This is a genomic window from Nostoc sp., from assembly GCF_036919555.1.
In the GTDB taxonomy this organism is placed as follows: Bacteria; Cyanobacteriota; Cyanobacteriia; order Cyanobacteriales; family Nostocaceae; genus Nostoc.
Genome location: NZ_JBALCS010000010.1, coordinates 23,586 through 40,903, shown reverse-complemented (window position 1 = coordinate 40,903; position 17,318 = coordinate 23,586). Strand labels below are relative to the sequence as shown.

The 17,318-nt window shown below is 42.3% G+C and carries 19 protein-coding genes; 14 read left to right on the top strand and 5 right to left on the bottom strand.

What is annotated here, in order from left to right:
• Positions 1–208: 208 nt before the first annotated feature.
• On the bottom strand, positions 209–2,800 hold the full coding sequence (gene priA / locus V7K36_RS03975) for a primosomal protein N' (RefSeq protein ID WP_335113394.1): 2,592 nt from the start codon (positions 2,798–2,800) through the stop codon (positions 209–211).
• A gap of 783 nt (positions 2,801–3,583) precedes the next feature.
• Here priA and V7K36_RS03970 point away from each other — a divergent pair.
• The 6 genes from V7K36_RS03970 to V7K36_RS03945 all read left to right on the top strand — a co-directional run bounded on the left by V7K36_RS03970 (position 3,584) and on the right by V7K36_RS03945 (position 8,452).
• Positions 3,584–4,756, top strand: a complete 1,173-nt coding sequence (locus tag V7K36_RS03970) for an RpoD/SigA family RNA polymerase sigma factor (RefSeq protein ID WP_334829369.1) — start codon at positions 3,584–3,586, stop codon at positions 4,754–4,756.
• 290 nt (positions 4,757–5,046) lie between these two features.
• Positions 5,047–5,565, top strand: coding sequence for a GNAT family N-acetyltransferase (locus V7K36_RS03965; protein ID WP_335113392.1), 519 nt, complete (start codon positions 5,047–5,049; stop codon positions 5,563–5,565).
• Positions 5,566–5,720: 155 nt separating this feature from the next.
• The gene (gene petJ / locus V7K36_RS03960) at positions 5,721–6,056 is read left to right on the top strand and encodes a cytochrome c6 PetJ (RefSeq protein ID WP_335113397.1); all 336 of its coding nucleotides are present in this window, start codon (positions 5,721–5,723) and stop codon (positions 6,054–6,056) included.
• Positions 6,057–6,471: 415 nt separating this feature from the next.
• The gene (locus V7K36_RS03955; RefSeq protein WP_335113395.1) at positions 6,472–7,197 is read left to right on the top strand and encodes a pyridoxine 5'-phosphate synthase; all 726 of its coding nucleotides are present in this window, start codon (positions 6,472–6,474) and stop codon (positions 7,195–7,197) included.
• Between the two features lie 140 nt (positions 7,198–7,337).
• On the top strand, positions 7,338–8,057 hold the full coding sequence (locus V7K36_RS03950) for a SnoaL-like polyketide cyclase (RefSeq protein ID WP_335113390.1): 720 nt from the start codon (positions 7,338–7,340) through the stop codon (positions 8,055–8,057).
• Between the two features lie 65 nt (positions 8,058–8,122).
• Positions 8,123–8,452: an MgPME-cyclase complex family protein gene (locus tag V7K36_RS03945; RefSeq protein ID WP_300421040.1), complete on the top strand. Its 330-nt coding sequence runs from the start codon at positions 8,123–8,125 to the stop codon at positions 8,450–8,452.
• Between the two features lie 223 nt (positions 8,453–8,675).
• Here V7K36_RS03945 and V7K36_RS03940 read toward each other — a convergent pair whose 3' ends face one another.
• The 3 genes from V7K36_RS03940 to V7K36_RS03930 all read right to left on the bottom strand — a co-directional run bounded on the left by V7K36_RS03940 (position 8,676) and on the right by V7K36_RS03930 (position 9,576).
• Entirely contained in the window at positions 8,676–8,996 is a 321-nt protein-coding gene (locus V7K36_RS03940; protein WP_335113388.1) for a hypothetical protein, read from the bottom strand.
• A 115-nt stretch (positions 8,997–9,111) separates the two neighbouring features.
• Positions 9,112–9,276 carry a hypothetical protein gene (locus V7K36_RS03935; RefSeq protein WP_335113386.1) on the bottom strand — a complete coding sequence of 55 codons (165 nt, stop codon included), beginning with the start codon at positions 9,274–9,276 and terminating at the stop codon, positions 9,112–9,114.
• A gap of 108 nt (positions 9,277–9,384) precedes the next feature.
• Positions 9,385–9,576: a hypothetical protein gene (locus V7K36_RS03930; protein ID WP_335113384.1), complete on the bottom strand. Its 192-nt coding sequence runs from the start codon at positions 9,574–9,576 to the stop codon at positions 9,385–9,387.
• A 156-nt stretch (positions 9,577–9,732) separates the two neighbouring features.
• On the opposite strand from V7K36_RS03930, the gene glyA reads away from it, so the two are divergent.
• From glyA to V7K36_RS03895, 7 genes are all read left to right on the top strand, one after another.
• Positions 9,733–11,016, top strand: coding sequence for a serine hydroxymethyltransferase (gene glyA, locus V7K36_RS03925; protein ID WP_335113382.1), 1,284 nt, complete (start codon positions 9,733–9,735; stop codon positions 11,014–11,016).
• 97 nt (positions 11,017–11,113) lie between these two features.
• On the top strand, positions 11,114–12,364 hold the full coding sequence (locus V7K36_RS03920) for a competence/damage-inducible protein A (RefSeq protein ID WP_335113380.1): 1,251 nt from the start codon (positions 11,114–11,116) through the stop codon (positions 12,362–12,364).
• A gap of 154 nt (positions 12,365–12,518) precedes the next feature.
• On the top strand, positions 12,519–12,674 hold the full coding sequence (locus V7K36_RS03915) for a hypothetical protein (protein ID WP_335113378.1): 156 nt from the start codon (positions 12,519–12,521) through the stop codon (positions 12,672–12,674).
• Entirely contained in the window at positions 12,661–12,831 is a 171-nt protein-coding gene (locus V7K36_RS03910; protein WP_335113376.1) for a type II toxin-antitoxin system VapC family toxin, read from the top strand. The genes V7K36_RS03915 and V7K36_RS03910 overlap by 14 nt, the downstream gene beginning before the upstream one ends.
• A gap of 84 nt (positions 12,832–12,915) precedes the next feature.
• Complete coding sequence (locus tag V7K36_RS03905) at positions 12,916–13,083, top strand: hypothetical protein (RefSeq protein ID WP_335113374.1); 168 nt, start codon at positions 12,916–12,918, stop codon at positions 13,081–13,083.
• 10 nt (positions 13,084–13,093) lie between these two features.
• Complete coding sequence (locus V7K36_RS03900) at positions 13,094–13,705, top strand: hypothetical protein (protein WP_335113372.1); 612 nt, start codon at positions 13,094–13,096, stop codon at positions 13,703–13,705.
• A 2-nt stretch (positions 13,706–13,707) separates the two neighbouring features.
• Positions 13,708–13,917 carry a type II toxin-antitoxin system HicB family antitoxin gene (locus V7K36_RS03895; protein ID WP_335113370.1) on the top strand — a complete coding sequence of 70 codons (210 nt, stop codon included), beginning with the start codon at positions 13,708–13,710 and terminating at the stop codon, positions 13,915–13,917.
• Between the two features lie 89 nt (positions 13,918–14,006).
• On the opposite strand, the gene V7K36_RS03890 is transcribed toward V7K36_RS03895, so the two are convergent.
• On the bottom strand, positions 14,007–15,539 hold the full coding sequence (locus tag V7K36_RS03890) for a hypothetical protein (RefSeq protein ID WP_335113368.1): 1,533 nt from the start codon (positions 15,537–15,539) through the stop codon (positions 14,007–14,009).
• 202 nt (positions 15,540–15,741) lie between these two features.
• Between V7K36_RS03890 and V7K36_RS03885 the strand changes: the two genes are divergently transcribed.
• On the top strand, positions 15,742–16,536 hold the full coding sequence (locus V7K36_RS03885) for an LmeA family phospholipid-binding protein (protein WP_335113366.1): 795 nt from the start codon (positions 15,742–15,744) through the stop codon (positions 16,534–16,536).
• Positions 16,537–17,318 lie beyond the last annotated feature (782 nt).

Here is a 17,318-nt window from a genome sequence, read left to right as displayed (position 1 = left end):
TCAATCGAATATGCTGCCATCTCTAAATAATCTGTTTTTTTACATCTTTCAAGTTTACAATCTTTGTGGCTGGTTTGATATCAAATTGCTGTAAGATGTTTCCAGGAACTAAAACCTTGGTTTTTAGGCTTTATAGAATGAGCCTTCTGAGTTTCGTACCGGGAACTAGTCTAAACTCCAGTACTGATATTAGCCGTTTGGAATTGAGTTAAATAATATTGATCGGGTCTACATCAATGGTCAAGCTAACAGATTGGGGACAAAGCGATCGCACTTCTTCCCAATCTGGCAATTGTGGTAAGGCATCGGGGGCAAATTTAATCAATATCTGCCAGCGATAACGATTAGCTACCCGTAAAATACTCGCTGGTGCTGCGCCTAATATCTCAAATTCTTCTTCTGTACTCAAGGCTGTGGCAATAATTTGCGCCGTATTCTGCACTTGAATGGGATCGAGACTACTTAAACGCAACAAAATTAACCGCCCATAAGGGGGATAATTGAGTGCTTGGCGTTGTTCTAACTCAGCTTCAGAGAAAGACAGATAATCGTGCGATCGCACTGCTGCAATTACCTGATGCTCTGTAGTATAAGTCTGCACAATTACCCTACCCGGATCATCACCTCTCCCAGCACGTCCAGCGACTTGAGTCAAGGTTTGAAATGCCCGTTCACTGGCGCGATAATCTGATAAATTTAGCAATCCATCGGCAGCAACGACGCCCACAAGTGTCACCTGCGGTAAATCTAAACCTTTGGTAAGCATTTGCGTTCCTACTAATAAATCTGCTTCGCCGTTGGCAAATTGGGTAAGTAGGGTACGGTGTGAGCCTTTGTTGCGGGTGGTATCGCTATCAAAGCGAATCAAGCGCAATTCTGGGAATTGTCGCGCTAATTCTTGCGTTACTCGTTGAGTACCGCTACCGAAAAATTTCAGGTAAGGGGAACTACAATCAGGGCAGAATTTGGGATGCGATCGCGCATAGTTACAATAATGACAACGCAATAATTCCGGCGCTTTTTCTTCGGTGTGGTGATAGGCTAACGACACATCACAGTGCGGACATTCCAACACATATCCACAACTGCGGCAAGATACAAAAGTACTGTGTCCCCGGCGATGGATAAATAAAATCCCCTGTTGTTTTCTCTCTTGCAACTGTTGCAAAGCTGCTTGCAGCGATCTACTAAATATAGAACGATTTCCCTGCTGCAACTCTTGCCGCATATCGACGATTTCCACTGGCGGGAGAGGGCGCGAGTTGATGCGTTCCGGCAAACTTAAGTAATGAGTGCTGAGTGCTGAGTGCTGAGTGCTGAGTGAGGAGTTAAAATTTCTTTCTTGTCCCCCCTCTCGGCTTGGGGAGAGGGGGCTAGGGGGTGAGGTTCCGACGCTAACCCAACTCTCCAACGAAGGGGTAGCGGAACCCAACACCAAGGGGCAATTTTCTAATTCTGCTCGCCACTGGGCGACGGTACGGGCGTGGTAGGTGGGTATGGGGGAGTCTTGCTTAAAGCTGCTGTCGTGTTCTTCATCTAAGATGATTAAACTCAAGTTGAGCAAAGGAGCGAAAACGGCGCTGCGGGTACCAATGACAACTTGGGGTTCTCCTGTGAACATTTGTCGCCAAGTGTCGTAACGTTCACCATCTGAGAGGGCGCTGTGATAGACGCTGACTTTATTACCAAAACGGGCGCGAAAACGATCAGTTAGCTGGGGTGTGAGGCCAATTTCTGGGACTAAGACAAGGGCGGATTTGCCTTGGTTGAGCAGGGGTGCGATCGCTTGCAAATATACTTCGGTTTTCCCCGAACCTGTCACCCCATGTAATAAAACTTGAGCAAACCCATCTAACATCTGGATTGTTTCTAAGGCGCTAGCTTGGGCTGCATTTAATGACTTTGGTTGATCTTGAGCGAATGCTGGGCCTTGTTCTGTTCGCAATACTTCCCGTTCTTCGATGACGATGTAACCCTTTTGGGCGATCGTCTTGAGGGTAGAGGAACTAGCATTGCAAATTTGCAATAATTCATTTTGCCATAACTCACCACCACGCCGCCGCAGCACTTCTAAAATCTCTCGTTGGCGAGTAGTTAAATCATGATCGATTGTACCTATGAGCGTGACTGCTTTTTGGAGCTTTGGTCGAGTTAGTCGTGGTGGTTCTAAGTAGCTTTCTACTAAACCGAATCGTAACAACTCCCGAATTCCCCGATAAGCAGATTTGACTTTTTGTTGGAGGTAGACGAAACTGTAGTCTCCTACCGACTGCGCTTGTAAAAGTTCCCAAATTTGCCGTGCAGTTGGAGTCAGAAAAGCTGAAGGATTGGGAGATGCCAGTAAATAATTACTTCCCTCTGCCCCTCTGCCTCTAATGACGCGGATACGACGCTGCGATCGCCCCAGCAACCCTGGTGGCAGAGCAACCCGGATCACTTGAATTAGAGGCGTATAGTAATATGCAGCAACTCGATTGAGTAATTCCCAATAAGCACTTGGGAAAAATCCAACGCTGACTATATCTTCTACTTCCCGGATTTTTTCTGGTGGTAAATCGACATTTGGTTGTGACAGTAACCGAATAGCGATCGCTCCTAATTGTTGCGCTCCAAATGGCACACTCAGAATATCCCCTGGTTTTATTTCTAACTGGGCTGGCAATCGATAAGTAAATAGTCCTATACTTCCTGGACAGTCTACCAGTACTTCAACCCACCTATTAAGAATTGTACCCGACTGGTATGATTCACTAGGTTCAGCTACCACCAAAGGAGATAAATTTACGTCATTAATATACATATTTGCTGACTTTATAGTTTAACATTTTAGTCACAATTAACCTAGCTAACTAAACTCTATTTTTTTGCTTTTTTGGACTCAAATGGTATTTCCCAATACTGTTATCCTTCATAATACTTGATAAGTTTCCTCTTATGTAATCTACTAGACAATTTTGCCTCTTCTATACGTGCAATAAATATTTTGTGCCTACCTTACAAATAAAAGCATCTCGGCTAAATCTACAAAAGTTACTCCAACTACTAAATAGGGAGTAGCCTTTTTCCGCCTATCGATAGATATTCAACCCTTTCTGTATATGAGATTATTTTATACATGATCATCCCGAAATTAAGCTGCCATTATTGTAATTTCTATCATGTCGGTAACTTTAAATCGGGAATGCATAATCCCAGCAGCAGGTTTTCGATTTATCCAGTGGCTTCCAACCCCTAAACATTAAAATTGTTTAGAAAAATATATGAAAGTTTAGAAAATTGGGATGGTTAGCTGAGATTTTTATATTTGTTAAGGTTGAGAAAGTTTGAGGAGGATTTGACATATTTGATAATTCAGAAAAAAATGAAGAATATATATGTTGTGAACCTGAGAAGAAAGTTTTGTTGGGTACCAGGGCTAGTTTAGTTATAAGTTGTATCTAACCGTAACCTATAGTTTGTCGGTAGATACGTATTTTTATTTCTCAATAGAAATTAGCAGAAGCTTGTATTTCGCTATATAAACGGGTGCATTCGTCCATTAGGGAAAACTACCAAGCCTCAAACGAGTAGCTGTAACTAAATTATGTACCAAACAAAACAACAATCCCTAAAGGAAACTATGAATATTGTTGAATTGGGAAAAATGGAAATACTGGAGAACACTGCTGATAGCGAAGAACCATCACTCGAAAGTTTAGATCCAGTAGCAGATGAAGAATCTCCAATTGTAGTAGAAAATCTGGAATCAGACGAACGGGATGGAGATGAGATGGGGGCGGCTCGTCCTTCGGGATATAATAAAACCGAACATGATGATGCCGTAGGCGCGTTTTTTAAAGAAATGGCGCGTTATCCGCTTCTAAAAGCTGATGAAGAGGTAGAGTTAGCGCGGCGAGTCAGGTTTCTAGAAGAAGTTAGGGAATTACAAGCTGCCTTACAGTTAAAACTGGGACAGGAACCTAGCAAACTAGAAGTGGCTTCCGAGCTAGAAATGACGGAAAAGCAATTAGAAAGTCGCTTGTATCAAGGTAGAGTAGCGAAACGCAAAATGATTCGCTCCAACCTGAGATTAGTAGTTTCTATTGCCAAGCGATATTTGAATCGGGGAGTGCCTTTTCTGGATTTAATTCAGGAAGGAGCAATGGGATTAAATCGCGCTACAGAAAAGTTTGATCCAGATAAAGGATATAAGTTTTCTACTTACGCCTATTGGTGGATTAGACAAGCGATTACCAGAGCTATAGCTAATGATGCGCGGACAATCCGGCTACCTATTCATATTGTTGAAAAGCTTAACAAGCTGAAAAAAGCCCAACGCGAACTCAAACAAAAACTCTCTCGTAATCCCACCGAAGCTGAAATGGCAGAAGCTTTGGAAATTAGTGTGCAACAACTACGCCAGCTACAACAACTACGGCGTCAAGCACTTTCTCTCAACCACCGCGTCGGCAAAGAAGAAGACACGGAATTGATGGATTTGCTAGAAGATGAAGATAACTTGTCTCCAGAAGCAAAAATGAATGAAAACATGATGCGTCAGGAGATTTGGGAAGTCTTGGGTGACGTGTTAACTCCACGGGAGAAAGATGTGATTTCTCTGCGTTATGGTTTGACAACCAGCGAACCATGTACCTTAGAAGAAGTTGGCAATATGTTTAATCTTTCTCGTGAGCGAGTGCGACAAATTCAAAGCAAAGCTATGCGAAAATTGCGGCGTCCTCACATTGCTAAACGTTTAAAAGGTTGGTTGATTTAATTACATTGATCAAGATATACCTGATCTAATTAGCTCTACTAACGAATATGCTTTAAAGAAAGTGCAAAACTGTGAAGTACCCCGTCTTACCTTGTCTGCGACACGCTGCGCGAACGGTTGAAGATGGGGTTTCTAAACTTCAACTAACATAAGGATGCTCTTATTCGTCTTCCGGGTTTCCCGTTTCAACCGCTATAGCTACGTTAGGTATACACAAGGGTTTTATTTAGTCATTACTCATAAAAAATTGCACAGTTGACCATAGACTATGAACTATGGACTATAGAGGAATGACTTTGCGTAGCAATTTGATTGTGCGTTTTGCTGAACCAGCCGATTACAGCGTACTGTTTGAATTAATTCAAGGACTTGCAGAGTATGAAAAATTATCTCACGCGATCGCTGGCAATGCTCTGGCACTTAAGGAGCATTTATTTGGTTCACGGAGGTATGTAGAGGCAATCTTAGCAGAATATGCGGGTCAAGCTGTTGGTTTTGCCCTATTTTTTCATAATTATTCAACATTTCTGACTAAGCCAGGAATTTATCTGGAAGATTTATTTGTTTTACCAGAATATCGCAGGCAAGGTATTGGTAAGGCTCTCATTACTAAAGTAGCCCAGATAGCTGTAGAACGTGATTGTGGGCGATTAGAGTGGAGTGTATTGGATTGGAACGAATCAGCCCAAGAATTCTACCGTAGTATGGAAGTATCTATATTAGATGATTGGCGAATTTGTCGTGTTACAGAAGATGCGCTTATTAAATTAGGACTGTCAAATAGTGCCCCGACAACAAATGTGGTTTAAATAAATGAAAACTGCTGTAAAATCCCGAAGATTCAAAATCTAAAAACTTTAATAAAAGAAGTTTGACAGATTGTCATTTGACTATGGCAACGCCTCAACTGACAATTAGGGAAGATATTGCACCGAATAAGCCGTTATTGTACAGGGAACACCAAATGAAAAAAATGATTACAGTGATGCTGTTAGGCATAGCAATCTTCACCTTTGCCTTCAGTAATCCAGCATTGGCAGCAGATGCTGTTAGTGGAGCTAAAGTATTTAGTACCAATTGTGCTTCTTGTCACGCGGGAGGTAAGAATCTGGTTCAAGCTAACAAAAACCTGAAGAAAGATGCTTTAGAAAAGTATGGTTTGTACTCAGAAGAGGCGATTATTGCCCAAGTTACAAAAGGTAAAAATGCCATGCCTGCTTTCGGCAGTCGTTTGAAACCTAACCAAATTGAAGATGTAGCAGCTTATGTGCTTTCAGAAGCAGATAAGGACTGGAAGTAAACTAAAATCTAACTTCAAAAATTAACAATTAGCGGGGCTTTTTGTCCCGCTAATTTTAGGATTGCCGAAATTGTCAAATAGGATGCTTATACCAATTTTGGATTTTAGACTTTGGATTTTGGTGAAGCAGCACGATGAGCCAGACACTAACAGTGTGTTTCCCGACGACAACCCCTTTCTCTCCTTATAATAATTCTCATTATTTAATAAATGTTGTCTCTTGTTTTTTCTGCAATAATTTATTCTTTGCAAGTCACATTATATAGGTGTTTTTTTACAGACAATCACTACTATCAAAGTAAATATTGGAATCCGACGTAAACGCATACCTGTACAGAGGTTGTTAGTACAGATAATATAAATAAGGAGAGTGTCAAGAAATTTGGCATATACATCGATTCGGGAGAAATTTGGGGTGCCTACACTTGGCGTTAACATTGACCACATCGCCACTATCCGGCAAGCACGGCGGACGGTGGAACCAGACCCCGTGGCGGCGGCGGTACTGGCAGAATTAGGGGGTGCAGATGGGATTACGGTGCATCTGCGTGAAGATCGGCGGCATATCCAAGATCGGGATGTGCTAATATTGCGGCAAACAGTGCGATCGCATCTTAATTTAGAAATGGCCGCTACAGATGAAATGCTAGCGATTGCTCTCGATATCAAACCAGATTACGTGACTTTAGTCCCCGAAAAGCGCCAAGAAGTCACAACAGAAGGCGGACTAGATATTATCGGGCAAATTGCTAGAATAGGTGAGATTGTCGATAAATTGCAAAGCGCTAGCATTCCAGTTAGTTTATTTATCGACGCAGAGATAGCACAAATCGAAGCATCTGTCAAGGTGCAAGCGCAGTTTATTGAATTGCATACCGGACAATATGCTGAAGCTAAGGATGAAACAAATCGCCAGCGAGAACTAGCCATATTAGCTAAAGGCTGTGAACAAGCGATTAAAGCAGGATTGCGAGTCAATGCTGGTCATGGACTCACCTACTGGAACGTCTATCCGGTGGCTGCGCTTCCAGGCATGGAAGAACTGAATATCGGTCATACCATCATCAGTCGGGCAGCATTAGTAGGTATGGAAAGGGCAGTCCGGGAGATGAAACAAGCTATAAGAGGGAATGGGGAATAGGGCAATTCAATTTTGGATTTTGGATTTTAAATTTTGGATTAAATTTCAATCTAAAATCTAAAATCTAAAATTCTGTCTTAAAAGAGGGATTGTCACTGCGAAATCTAGAAATTGGGATCAAATCTTCAGCAAAAACTTCTATGAGCGCAACACAATCTAACGACCTGCCGCTTTGGGTACAGGATAGAGATAAAGTGATAGCAGAAAGTACTGATGTTGAGTGGCGCTATCAGACACCGCCTGATTATTCCCGTTCAAACGAGAATCTCGCCCAAGAAAGTATCTACAATCATCTTGAAGGTACATTGGAAGCGATCGTGCAAAATTTGGTGAGAACCTTCGAGATGGAGGTATCCTTCAAAGCTAACCCGCAAGAGTGGTTATCTATTGTGAATGACAAGTTTCGCGTGAGTAGCAATGGTGGAGTAGAGTACACCGCAGCAGATGTATCAGCCCAAGGTACTTACAATCTATTTATGGCTGATTCAGAGCATTACAAGGCTTCAGAAGAAAGCTTTGAATCATCCGCAAAAGTCTTCCACACAACATTTCCCCAAGGATTTCCTTGGGAAGTGCTGGAAGTTTTCTCAGGGCCACCAAATGTCACATTCAAATGGCGGCATTGGGGACATTTTAACGGAGAATACAAAGGCCATGCACCGACTGGAGAGACAGTAGAAATTATCGGCATGAGCATTGCAAAAGTTACCGATGACTTGAAGGTTATTTCCTTAGAACACTACTTCGACAATAATCTGTTCTTGGAAAAGCTAACATCTGGTGGCAAACAGACAAATGCTGAAAACAAGGGAAGTGCTTGTCCGTTCAGTTCTTGGTTCAAGAAATCCCACAAAAGTTAGTTTGTAAGGGTACAGAGTGTAGTATTGTACCCTTACATTATTCAAATAGCAACCAAAGGATGAAAATGCAAACATACTATTACGTTTTGGCTAGTCAACGTTTTCTTCTCCAAGAAGAACCAATACACGAAGTTATCAAAGAGCGTACCCGTCACTACCACGAACAAGAAAAACAAATAGATTTTTGGTTGGTTGAGCAACCAGCTTTCTTGGAAACACCGCAGTTTACAGAGCTAAAGGCGAAGTGTCCCCAACCAGCAGTAGCGATTATTTCCACTAATCCCCAATTTATTACTTGGTTAAAACTGCGTTTAGAGTACGTCATCACTGGTGAATTTCAGGCTCCTTCTGAGACAATACCAGATGCTTTGGCATCGTTGGCTACTGTTTCCTGATCTGAATATTGGGTTAGGGGACAGGTTACAGTTAAGGAGGCAGAACGCAGGAGAGGCAGGGGAGGAAAGAGAGTTATTATTAAGCTATTTTTCAACGCCAGCTTCTCTTCTCTCCTGCTCAAGAAAGCTCGCCTCAACAGATAACTTTGTTAACCGAACCGTATTGCCTACTCTCCCCTATACCCTATCTCGCCTCAACAAATAACTTTCCTTTCCTTAGCTGCTACACCGGCTTGAAATATACGGCTTTTAACATTGCTCGACCATCTGTGGTTATTTCTGCATTCTTACAGGTCGCCAGAAGGGTTGACGAGCCTGATTCTGGATTGGCTTGGTTGCTTTCAATCTCACCGATGAAGTATCCAGACTGCTTAAGACGATTTAGTAACTCAAGCAATTCTTCTCGATTAACCTGTTTACCCTCAAAGTCCTCAGCAAAAAAGCTAACATCTCGCTGCCCTTCCTCATCGTGTTTAATCTTATTGAGCAGGACGTAGACGATTTGATCCGGCAGGTTATCTGTTGGTGTCAGATCAAGTGACATAGAATACTCCTAAAAATCCTAAACTAAATATTATTGCATAGCTATTAAGAATCTTTATCAAGAAATAATTTATTATTAGCTGAAAATCTAAGCAGTATCTACCTTATAAACTAATTTATGATTGAGGAAAGTTGTCAACAAACACTGAAACGTTGAGTTGGGCTTGCCAACGGGAAGCAGCCAACACCAACTTCCTCCCTTTGCAAGTAGGAATTGAGCGATCGCTGAGATAATAAAAGCGATCGCTTAACAATGGCGCAAGAATTCTATGGGTTGGCACAATGGAAGTAAACTTTACCCACAAGACTTACCTGCTCTGCCTGCTGCTGTTTTTTAGTTAGTCGAACTCACGTTAAACTGACAATCCCACCGCCACTTGCCCACTTTTTTACACCGTCCCCTGTCTTTGTATATTCCCAACTTCTGACTCGGAATTTCCTGCGCTGTTATACTGAAACGCTAAACTTTCTCTTACAGAGGAGCGATCGCAGAAAACTTCAATTAACGCAGGTTCAAAAAGCAAGGTTATGATCATTAATGCATTAATCGAGGTTGGGTCTAATAATAAATAAGTTGGCACAAATAAATCTCCATACTGCGGAGACGATTAATTGCCTCTGTAAAGCAGTCAAAAACCATTGAACTATAGACTTTAGGGATGGACACTTGACTGTTACTTGGGTGCTACATCCAACCAAAATCAGCCGTTGTACAAACTTCTATAAGGATAATTGAAGTGACTAGGACTAATTCAGACTTTCTTACCTCCAGTGATCCGGCGATCGCGGAGTTAATCAACGACGAACTACAGCGTCAGCGAGATCATTTGGAGTTGATTGCTAGTGAAAACTTTACCTCCGCTGCTGTACTGGCGGCTCAAGGTTCGGTACTGACAAATAAATATGCCGAGGGATTACCTGGTAAACGCTACTATGGCGGTTGTGAGTATATCGACAAAATTGAGCAGCTAGCGATCGACCGCGCTAAACAGATATTTGGCGCTGCTCATGCGAATGTGCAGCCTCATTCTGGCGCACAAGCCAATTTTGCAGTGTTCCTGTCGCTGCTGCAACCAGGGGACAAAATTATGGGAATGGATTTGTCTCATGGGGGACATCTCACCCACGGTTCACCTGTAAATGTCTCAGGTAAGTGGTTTCAAGTTAGCCACTACGGTGTCAGCCAACAAACAGAACAACTTGACTATGACCAAATTCGGGAGCTGGCGCTGAGGGAGCGTCCTAAGCTGCTGATTTGTGGTTATTCAGCTTATTCCCGGATAATTGACTTTGAAAAGTTCCGTAGCATTGCTGATGAAATCGGCGCTTACTTACTTGGCGATATTGCTCATATCGCTGGTTTAGTTGCTAGTGGTCTTCATCCCGATCCCATTCCTCATTGTCATGTAGTAACAACAACTACACATAAGACTTTACGCGGGCCTAGAGGTGGTTTAATCTTGACCAGCGACGCAGAACTAGGTAAAAAGCTAGATAAATCTGTTTTTCCTGGCAACCAAGGCGGGCCATTGGAACACGTCATTGCGGGTAAGGCAGTAGCTTTTGGAGAAGCTCTGAAGCCTGAATTTAAAACCTATTCTGCCCAAGTGATTGAAAATGCTCGTGCTTTGTCCGAACAACTACAAAATCGGGGTTTAAAGCTAGTGTCAAATGGTACTGACAATCATTTAATGCTCGTGGATTTACGTTCTGTCAGTCTAACTGGTAAGCAAGCGGATCAGCTAGTCAGTACTGTGAATATTACTGCTAACAAAAATACTATTCCCTTTGATCCGCAATCGCCATTTGTTACCAGTGGATTGAGGTTAGGTTCGCCGGCAATGACCACGCGGGGCTTGGGAGTAGCAGAATTTACCGAGATTGGAAATATTATTAGCGATCGCCTACTTTCTCCAGATTCCGACATAGTAACCCAAGATTGTCGGCGACGGGTAGCAGCATTGTGCGATCGCTTCCCCTTATATCCTCACCTAGAAATTCCTGTACCAGCCTTAGCATAATTGGGCATGGGGCATGGGGCATTGGGCATTGGTTATTTCCCCCCACTCCCCACTCCCCACTCCCTACTCCCACTCCCTACTCCCTTTACCCAATCCAATGAGTGCAGAAATTATTTGTGTTGGTACTGAACTGCTGTTGGGAGATATCCTCAACGGCAATGCTCAATTTTTGGCGCAACAATTAGCGCAACTAGGTATCCCCCACTACTATCAAACAGTGGTTGGGGATAATCCAGAACGGTTGAAGCAAGTTATAGAAATTGCTATTTCCAGAGCGCAAATTCTTATTTTCACTGGTGGACTCGGCCCGACACCAGATGATCTCACCTGCGAAACGATCGCCGATTTTTTTAAAGTCCCGTTGGTTGAACGCTCTGACATCATCGAAGACATAACCGAGAAATTCGCCCAACGTGGTCGGGTTATGTCACCAAGTAACCGCAAGCAAGCTTTGATTCCCCAAGGTGCAGAAATTCTACCCAACCTGACTGGAACAGCACCCGGTATCATTTGGCAACCCCGCCCTGAAATCACGATTTTTACCTTTCCTGGTGTTCCCAGTGAAATGCATTTGATGTGGGAAGAAACAGCCGTGCCATTTCTCAAAAGTCAAGGTTGGGGTAAAGAAATTATTTACAGCCGGAGTTTAAAGTTTTGGGGTATTGGTGAATCGGCTTTGGCGGAAAAGGTTGCTTCCTATTTGAAATTACCAAATCCCACAGTAGCCCCTTATGCAGGTAAGGGGGAAGTTAGATTGCGAGTTTCTGCTAAAGCAAATTCAGAAGTAGCAGCAGAAGCCCTAATTGCGCCCATTGAGAAACAACTTAAAGAAATTGCCGGACTGGATTTTTACGGTGTCAATAATGATACTCTTGCTACCGTGGTCGGTCAGTTGTTGCGAGCATCAAAAGAAACGCTTTCTGTGGCAGAATCTTGCACTGGTGGCGGTTTAGGGCAAATGTTGACTGACATTTCTGGCAGTTCTGATTACTTTTGGGGTGGAGTAATTTCTTATGACAATTCGGTGAAGATTGGGCTGCTGGGGGTTAACCGAGAAGATTTAGATAAATTTGGGGCGGTAAGCGCTACCGTTGCAGAGCAAATGGCTGTTGGGGTGAAAACCCGCCTTGCAACAACTTGGGGATTGAGTATCACTGGTATTGCTGGCCCAACTGGAGGGACAGATACGAAGCCGGTGGGTTTAGTTTACGTTGGTTTAGCTGGGCCAAAGGATGAAGTGGCAAGTTTTGAGTATCAGTTTGGTGCGGCGCGAGGTCGAGCTTTAATTCGTCATGTGAGTGCGAATGCAGCGTTGGATAATCTGCGGCGGAAGTTGTTAACGAGGTAGCAGATATGTTAGTCTTGTCATACGATTGTATGACAAGAGAGCATAACGATGCGAATTAATGCCCGATTAGATGACGAGTATGCTGACAAACTAGCTTATATTCAACAGCAGACTAATCAGGCTGTAACAGATGTAGATTAAGTCTGCCCTGGAATTGTACTACCAACAACTTCAGCAGCAGCAAAAGAATTCTTTCTCGATGCTCACCGAAACAGGCTTTATTGGTTGCGGCGAGGCAGATCCCAACCTGTCTGTAAATTACAAATCAATTTTGAGAGATGGCTTAAAAGCTAAGTATGATTATCGTTGATACTGGCTTTTGGTTAGCATTGGCAAATCGCAATGACTCGTACCACACTCAAGCAATAATGGTACTTGCCAATCTCAACGAACCTCTAATTACGACTTGGCCTGTCGTTACAGAAACTTGCTATCTGCTCTTAACAACGATGGGCGATCGCGCCTAAGTAAGTTTCATTAATAACTTATTTTTAGGGGTCTTTACGGTTTTTGATTTGCGATCGCATTATGGTAAACGTATTTGTGAACTGATGGAAAAATATACGAACTTACCAATGGATCTTGCCGATGCTTCGCTAGTGGTTTTAGCAGAACACTTGGGACATGGAAGAATTTTGTCGATAGATTTTAGAGATTTTAATGCTTACCGATGGAAAAATCAGCATCCGTTTGAAAATCTGATGCAGATGGAGGTTTAATCGTGCAGCTATGAGCAAAATTCCCATCCTTCAACCAAATAACTCGTACACTTTCAGAAGCTATTTTGAGATGGCATTCGAGCCAGAAGATATACTGGCTGAATTTGGCTATTCTTTAAAACGTTCCTCTCTCAATCTACAAAAGTCCAGCATTGAATTAGACAGACTCGCAAATCTCAAATCTAGGATTGAGGAGAGTTTGCCATATATTAGTTTGACTAGTGAAGCAGCCCGCAGAGAGTTACTAATTGCCCCAATTTTATTGGATGTTGTTCATTACACCCACGCCCAACTTAGAATCGAATATCCTTTAATTGTTACAGAACAGTTAAAAGGTTCCCTTGACTATTATCTCCATGCAGACCATAAACTCTTAGTTGTGGAAGCTAAAAATGCTGATTTGGCAAGGGGCTTTACCCAGCTTGCTGTAGAACTGATTGCTATCGATGCGTGGACTGATTCTCAAGAGGCAATTCTACAGGGGGCTGTTTCTACAGGGGATATTTGGCAATTTGGTTTATTAAATCGAGAAAGTAAACAAATAACTCAAAACCTCAATTTATATCGTGTTCCTGCTGATATAGAAGAGTTGCTGCGTATTTTAGTGGCGATACTGAGTTAAGTATGAAACACTATTACATTAATATTTTCTATAGTGAAGAAGATAAGGGCTATATTGCTGATATTCCTGATCTGAAATACTGTTCAGCATTTGGTTCAGCTGAAGAAGAAGCGCTTCGTGAAGTCTTACAAGCAAAAGCAGCATGGTTGGATGCTGCGAGAAAGGAGGGAAAACTAATTGCTGAACCGAGATATCGATCTGCAATTTCTTAGATAGCGTCATGATTAGCAGAGAGGCGATCGCACTTTTGTGTAGAGGTGGCGATCGCCTTTGGTAAGAAATCTTAACACCAATATTCAGGTTATTTAATTGCAGCCAAATCACAGTTAAACTTTTTGTTAATAGAATGTATAATCTTAGCTTCTGCTGGTGTAATTACCCCGTCTAGATCAGCAATTTTTTGACATTGCGCTAGTAGAGGTACAGCAAAATCACTATTAACTTGCTCAAGTAAGGTTTCTAAAAATGGTGGAGATTTTATATTAGCTGCGATCGCATCGATTGACTTAGGGCTAAGATTCGCAGCTTGTAATTCTGGTAAAATATCTTCCCAAGATTTATCTGGATTACCTGCTAAGACAATATGAACCAAAATCTGATCCATAATCATTTCTTGGGAAATAGCAGCTTCGAGAAATTTTACGCTCTCTACCTGAGCATCTACTAAAGTTGCCTCTAAAGTTAATGGACTCTGCTTTGCTTCATAAAACTTACAAGCCGCATAACCTAATGCGTATATCATTACTGCATTTGAACTAGCACCAATAACGGCTCCTGCTACTGGCAGATTTCGTAGTAAACCCAAACCTGCTTTGATTGCTGTTTTTCCTCCTACCCCTAAAGCAAAAATTGCTACTGCTTCTGCTCTGCGATCGGAATCGTTTAAATCCATTCCATAGGCAGCAGCAATTTGATAGACTAACTCCACTGATAATGCAGATGTAGCAGCCCAATCCACTACAAACATTGCAGCTGCTTGTCCTGGTACAACACTACTAGCAAACCCTGTTGTTCCTACTAAAACAGCTTTTTCCAACATAAGATGATGGGCAATTTCTGCTGGGTGTTCATTTGGGTATTCTTGCTGTAACTTTTTGACAGCAGCCTCTGCTTTAACTAAATCAACCTGTTGAATTAAAGGATTTAACCAATCTTTATTTAGAGATTTTATTGCTACTTGCAATTGAGGATTATTACCAACAATTGTTAGCGCCTGCCCTGCTATCTGTGTTCCCTGAAAAGCTGCGCCACCAATTGCACCGCCAATGTCTACAGCCGCTCCTGCAACAGCTTGCCCTGCGTGAACGGCAGCACCTCCAATAGTCCCACTGATGCTTATCGCTGCTCCTGTAGCAGCTTGTCCAGCTTGAACGGTAGCACCTCCAACTACTTCGGCTGTTCCTGCTACTGTTTCAAACAATGAATCCCAAAAAGATGGTTTTTTTACAGTTAATTTATTATCTGTTGTTGTTTTAGTAATGGGAATTGAAGATTCCACTTCAATATTTGTTTTAGGTGTTAATACAGCTGAATTTACTAATGCTTCTAACTCAATTTCTTGTTGCCAATCGGGAAAATCTTCACCTGTGATTCTACCGTATATTTTGACACTCTTAAAAGATTGGATACTTAAACTAATTAATCCATCACAAATAACCGGGACTACTAACTTTTGTACTGGAACTTCAATTGATTCCAGCATTATCTGTAGACAATTTTGTTTGAAACTAGTTTTTGGCGTAATTATGGGTAAATTTAACCACTGACTTACCAGAGTGTTAATCGCGTTTGTATCGCCCTGCTTGGCAAGTTCTAGAATATTTAGCTGTATCATACTTAGTACTGATGCGAATCTTATCGATAACTTAATTCAATTATTCCCACTCCTAAGCTCAAAAGTAACATCTAATACATTGAACCTTTAACCATCAGCCATCCTATACCTACCCATCAGCAGAATTAATCTGGGGATCGCTTGCTGTATTCTTCACGATTTGTTACAAAAGTACAAATAACTTCTAGAGACTAAAAACCACATGTTCGGCGGACTTACTGGTTTACAAGATCCTAAAGGCACAGATTGGGGAGAGCGGATGCTCAACACAGTCGCCAGCCAAACGATTCGCCACCTGTTTACCCAAAGCGAGTCAGTAGAAGTCTTTGTGCGCTGCTACCCCTCCAGCAAACTGTTGCAAGGCAGCATTGATAGCTTCAAAATGAGCGGTCGTGGCTTGGTGATTCGGAAAGATTTCGCGGTAGAGGAGATGTCTTTTGAAACCGATGCGGTTGCCATTGACTTCGGCTCGGTTTTAAGTGGCAAACTCAACCTTAAGCAACCCACTCAAGCGATCGCTCAAGTAATCTTATCAGAAGCAGGCATCAACCAAGCCTTTAATGCGGAACTAGTGAAAAAGCGCCTGCTGAACCTCACCGTACCATCCCTGACAGCATTATCTGGCGGAGAACCAGTCTCCTTTACGGAAGTTCAGGTACAGCTATTGCCTGAAAATCGCTTACATCTTGTAGCAAAAGCAGATTTAAATAATGGCGAACTTGTATCCCTGAGTATGATTCTAACTATAGGCATTGAAAGGCGGCGGCGAGTTTCTTTCAAAGATCCGAAAATTGAACTTGACCAAGTGCCAGAAGCGCAACGGGAAATTTCACAAACCTTGAGCGTGGCGCTGGTAGAAATTTTAGATAATATGGTCGATTTGGATCGTTTTGACCTCGATGGAGTGAAAATGCGGCTCAACCGATTAGAAACTGAAGGTCAAAAACTTATTTTCAGTGGATATGCTGAAATTGAACGTATTCCACATAGCGCTTGATATGAAGGTAACACGCAAAAGCTCAAAGTAAAGTTTATCTGAGCAGCTTTGTGTAAAACTTTAAACAAATTAAATACCGCCTAGAGCATCGATTCAGTAATCAAGAACCTAACCCCCCAGCCCCCTTCCCTTGTAGGGAAGGGGGAGTTAAACTCCCCTTAATAAATCTCGCACTGCCTTTCTATCCCGCCTCGGAATTAATTCCGAGTCTCATAGCTGAAGTCCACTCAAGTGGACTAAATGATCAATTCAGTCCAGTTGAGTGGACTTCAGCTATCAGCCCTGAACTTCAGTTCTGGGCGAGATTGCCTGTCTGCGTGACAGTTTCACTCTGAGAAAAATCTGGGTAGAGGATTTTTCGACTTGTGTGTACACCGTAGCTCCTACGAGGAGAGGGGTAGGGGGAGAGGTTCTTCGACGATTACTGAATTGGTTTTCTAGATTAATCTGAGCGGTAGTTTAAATCTTTAAGTTTTGAAGGGAGTTAGGAGTTATTGATTATGGGTTGTAATTAATTTTTATTTATCACTCCTATAGCGCTTCTCGAATGGAAGCAATACACTTTGACCTCACTTCCATTCCTCTCTCCTAAGAGGCTACGGTGTACACACAAGTGTCTCTTGACGCAATTTACAGTTTATCGAATAGCTTAAAGAAACCTCACCCTGGTTATACTACGCAAAACCTGTCCCTCTCCTTATTAAGGAGAGGGATTAAAGTCAGGACAGGGTGAGGTTTTTGTGTAATTCGATGACTTGTGTGTACACGATAGCCTAAGAGGA

Coding starts and splice junctions, on each gene's coding strand:
- V7K36_RS03910 (WP_335113376.1), top strand. CDS start 12,661: ATGATTATCGTTGATACTGGCTTTTGGTTAGCATTGGCAAATCGCAAT.
- V7K36_RS03890 (WP_335113368.1), bottom strand. CDS start 15,539: ATGATACAGCTAAATATTCTAGAACTTGCCAAGCAGGGCGATACAAAC.
- V7K36_RS03920 (WP_335113380.1), top strand. CDS start 11,114: ATGAGTGCAGAAATTATTTGTGTTGGTACTGAACTGCTGTTGGGAGAT.
- V7K36_RS03900 (WP_335113372.1), top strand. CDS start 13,094: ATGAGCAAAATTCCCATCCTTCAACCAAATAACTCGTACACTTTCAGA.
- V7K36_RS03945 (WP_300421040.1), top strand. CDS start 8,123: ATGCAAACATACTATTACGTTTTGGCTAGTCAACGTTTTCTTCTCCAA.
- priA (WP_335113394.1), bottom strand. CDS start 2,800: ATGTATATTAATGACGTAAATTTATCTCCTTTGGTGGTAGCTGAACCT.
- petJ (WP_335113397.1), top strand. CDS start 5,721: ATGAAAAAAATGATTACAGTGATGCTGTTAGGCATAGCAATCTTCACC.
- V7K36_RS03965 (WP_335113392.1), top strand. CDS start 5,047: ATGACTTTGCGTAGCAATTTGATTGTGCGTTTTGCTGAACCAGCCGAT.
- V7K36_RS03940 (WP_335113388.1), bottom strand. CDS start 8,996: ATGTCACTTGATCTGACACCAACAGATAACCTGCCGGATCAAATCGTC.
- V7K36_RS03885 (WP_335113366.1), top strand. CDS start 15,742: ATGTTCGGCGGACTTACTGGTTTACAAGATCCTAAAGGCACAGATTGG.
- V7K36_RS03970 (WP_334829369.1), top strand. CDS start 3,584: ATGTACCAAACAAAACAACAATCCCTAAAGGAAACTATGAATATTGTT.
- V7K36_RS03950 (WP_335113390.1), top strand. CDS start 7,338: ATGAGCGCAACACAATCTAACGACCTGCCGCTTTGGGTACAGGATAGA.
- V7K36_RS03905 (WP_335113374.1), top strand. CDS start 12,916: ATGGAAAAATATACGAACTTACCAATGGATCTTGCCGATGCTTCGCTA.
- V7K36_RS03895 (WP_335113370.1), top strand. CDS start 13,708: ATGAAACACTATTACATTAATATTTTCTATAGTGAAGAAGATAAGGGC.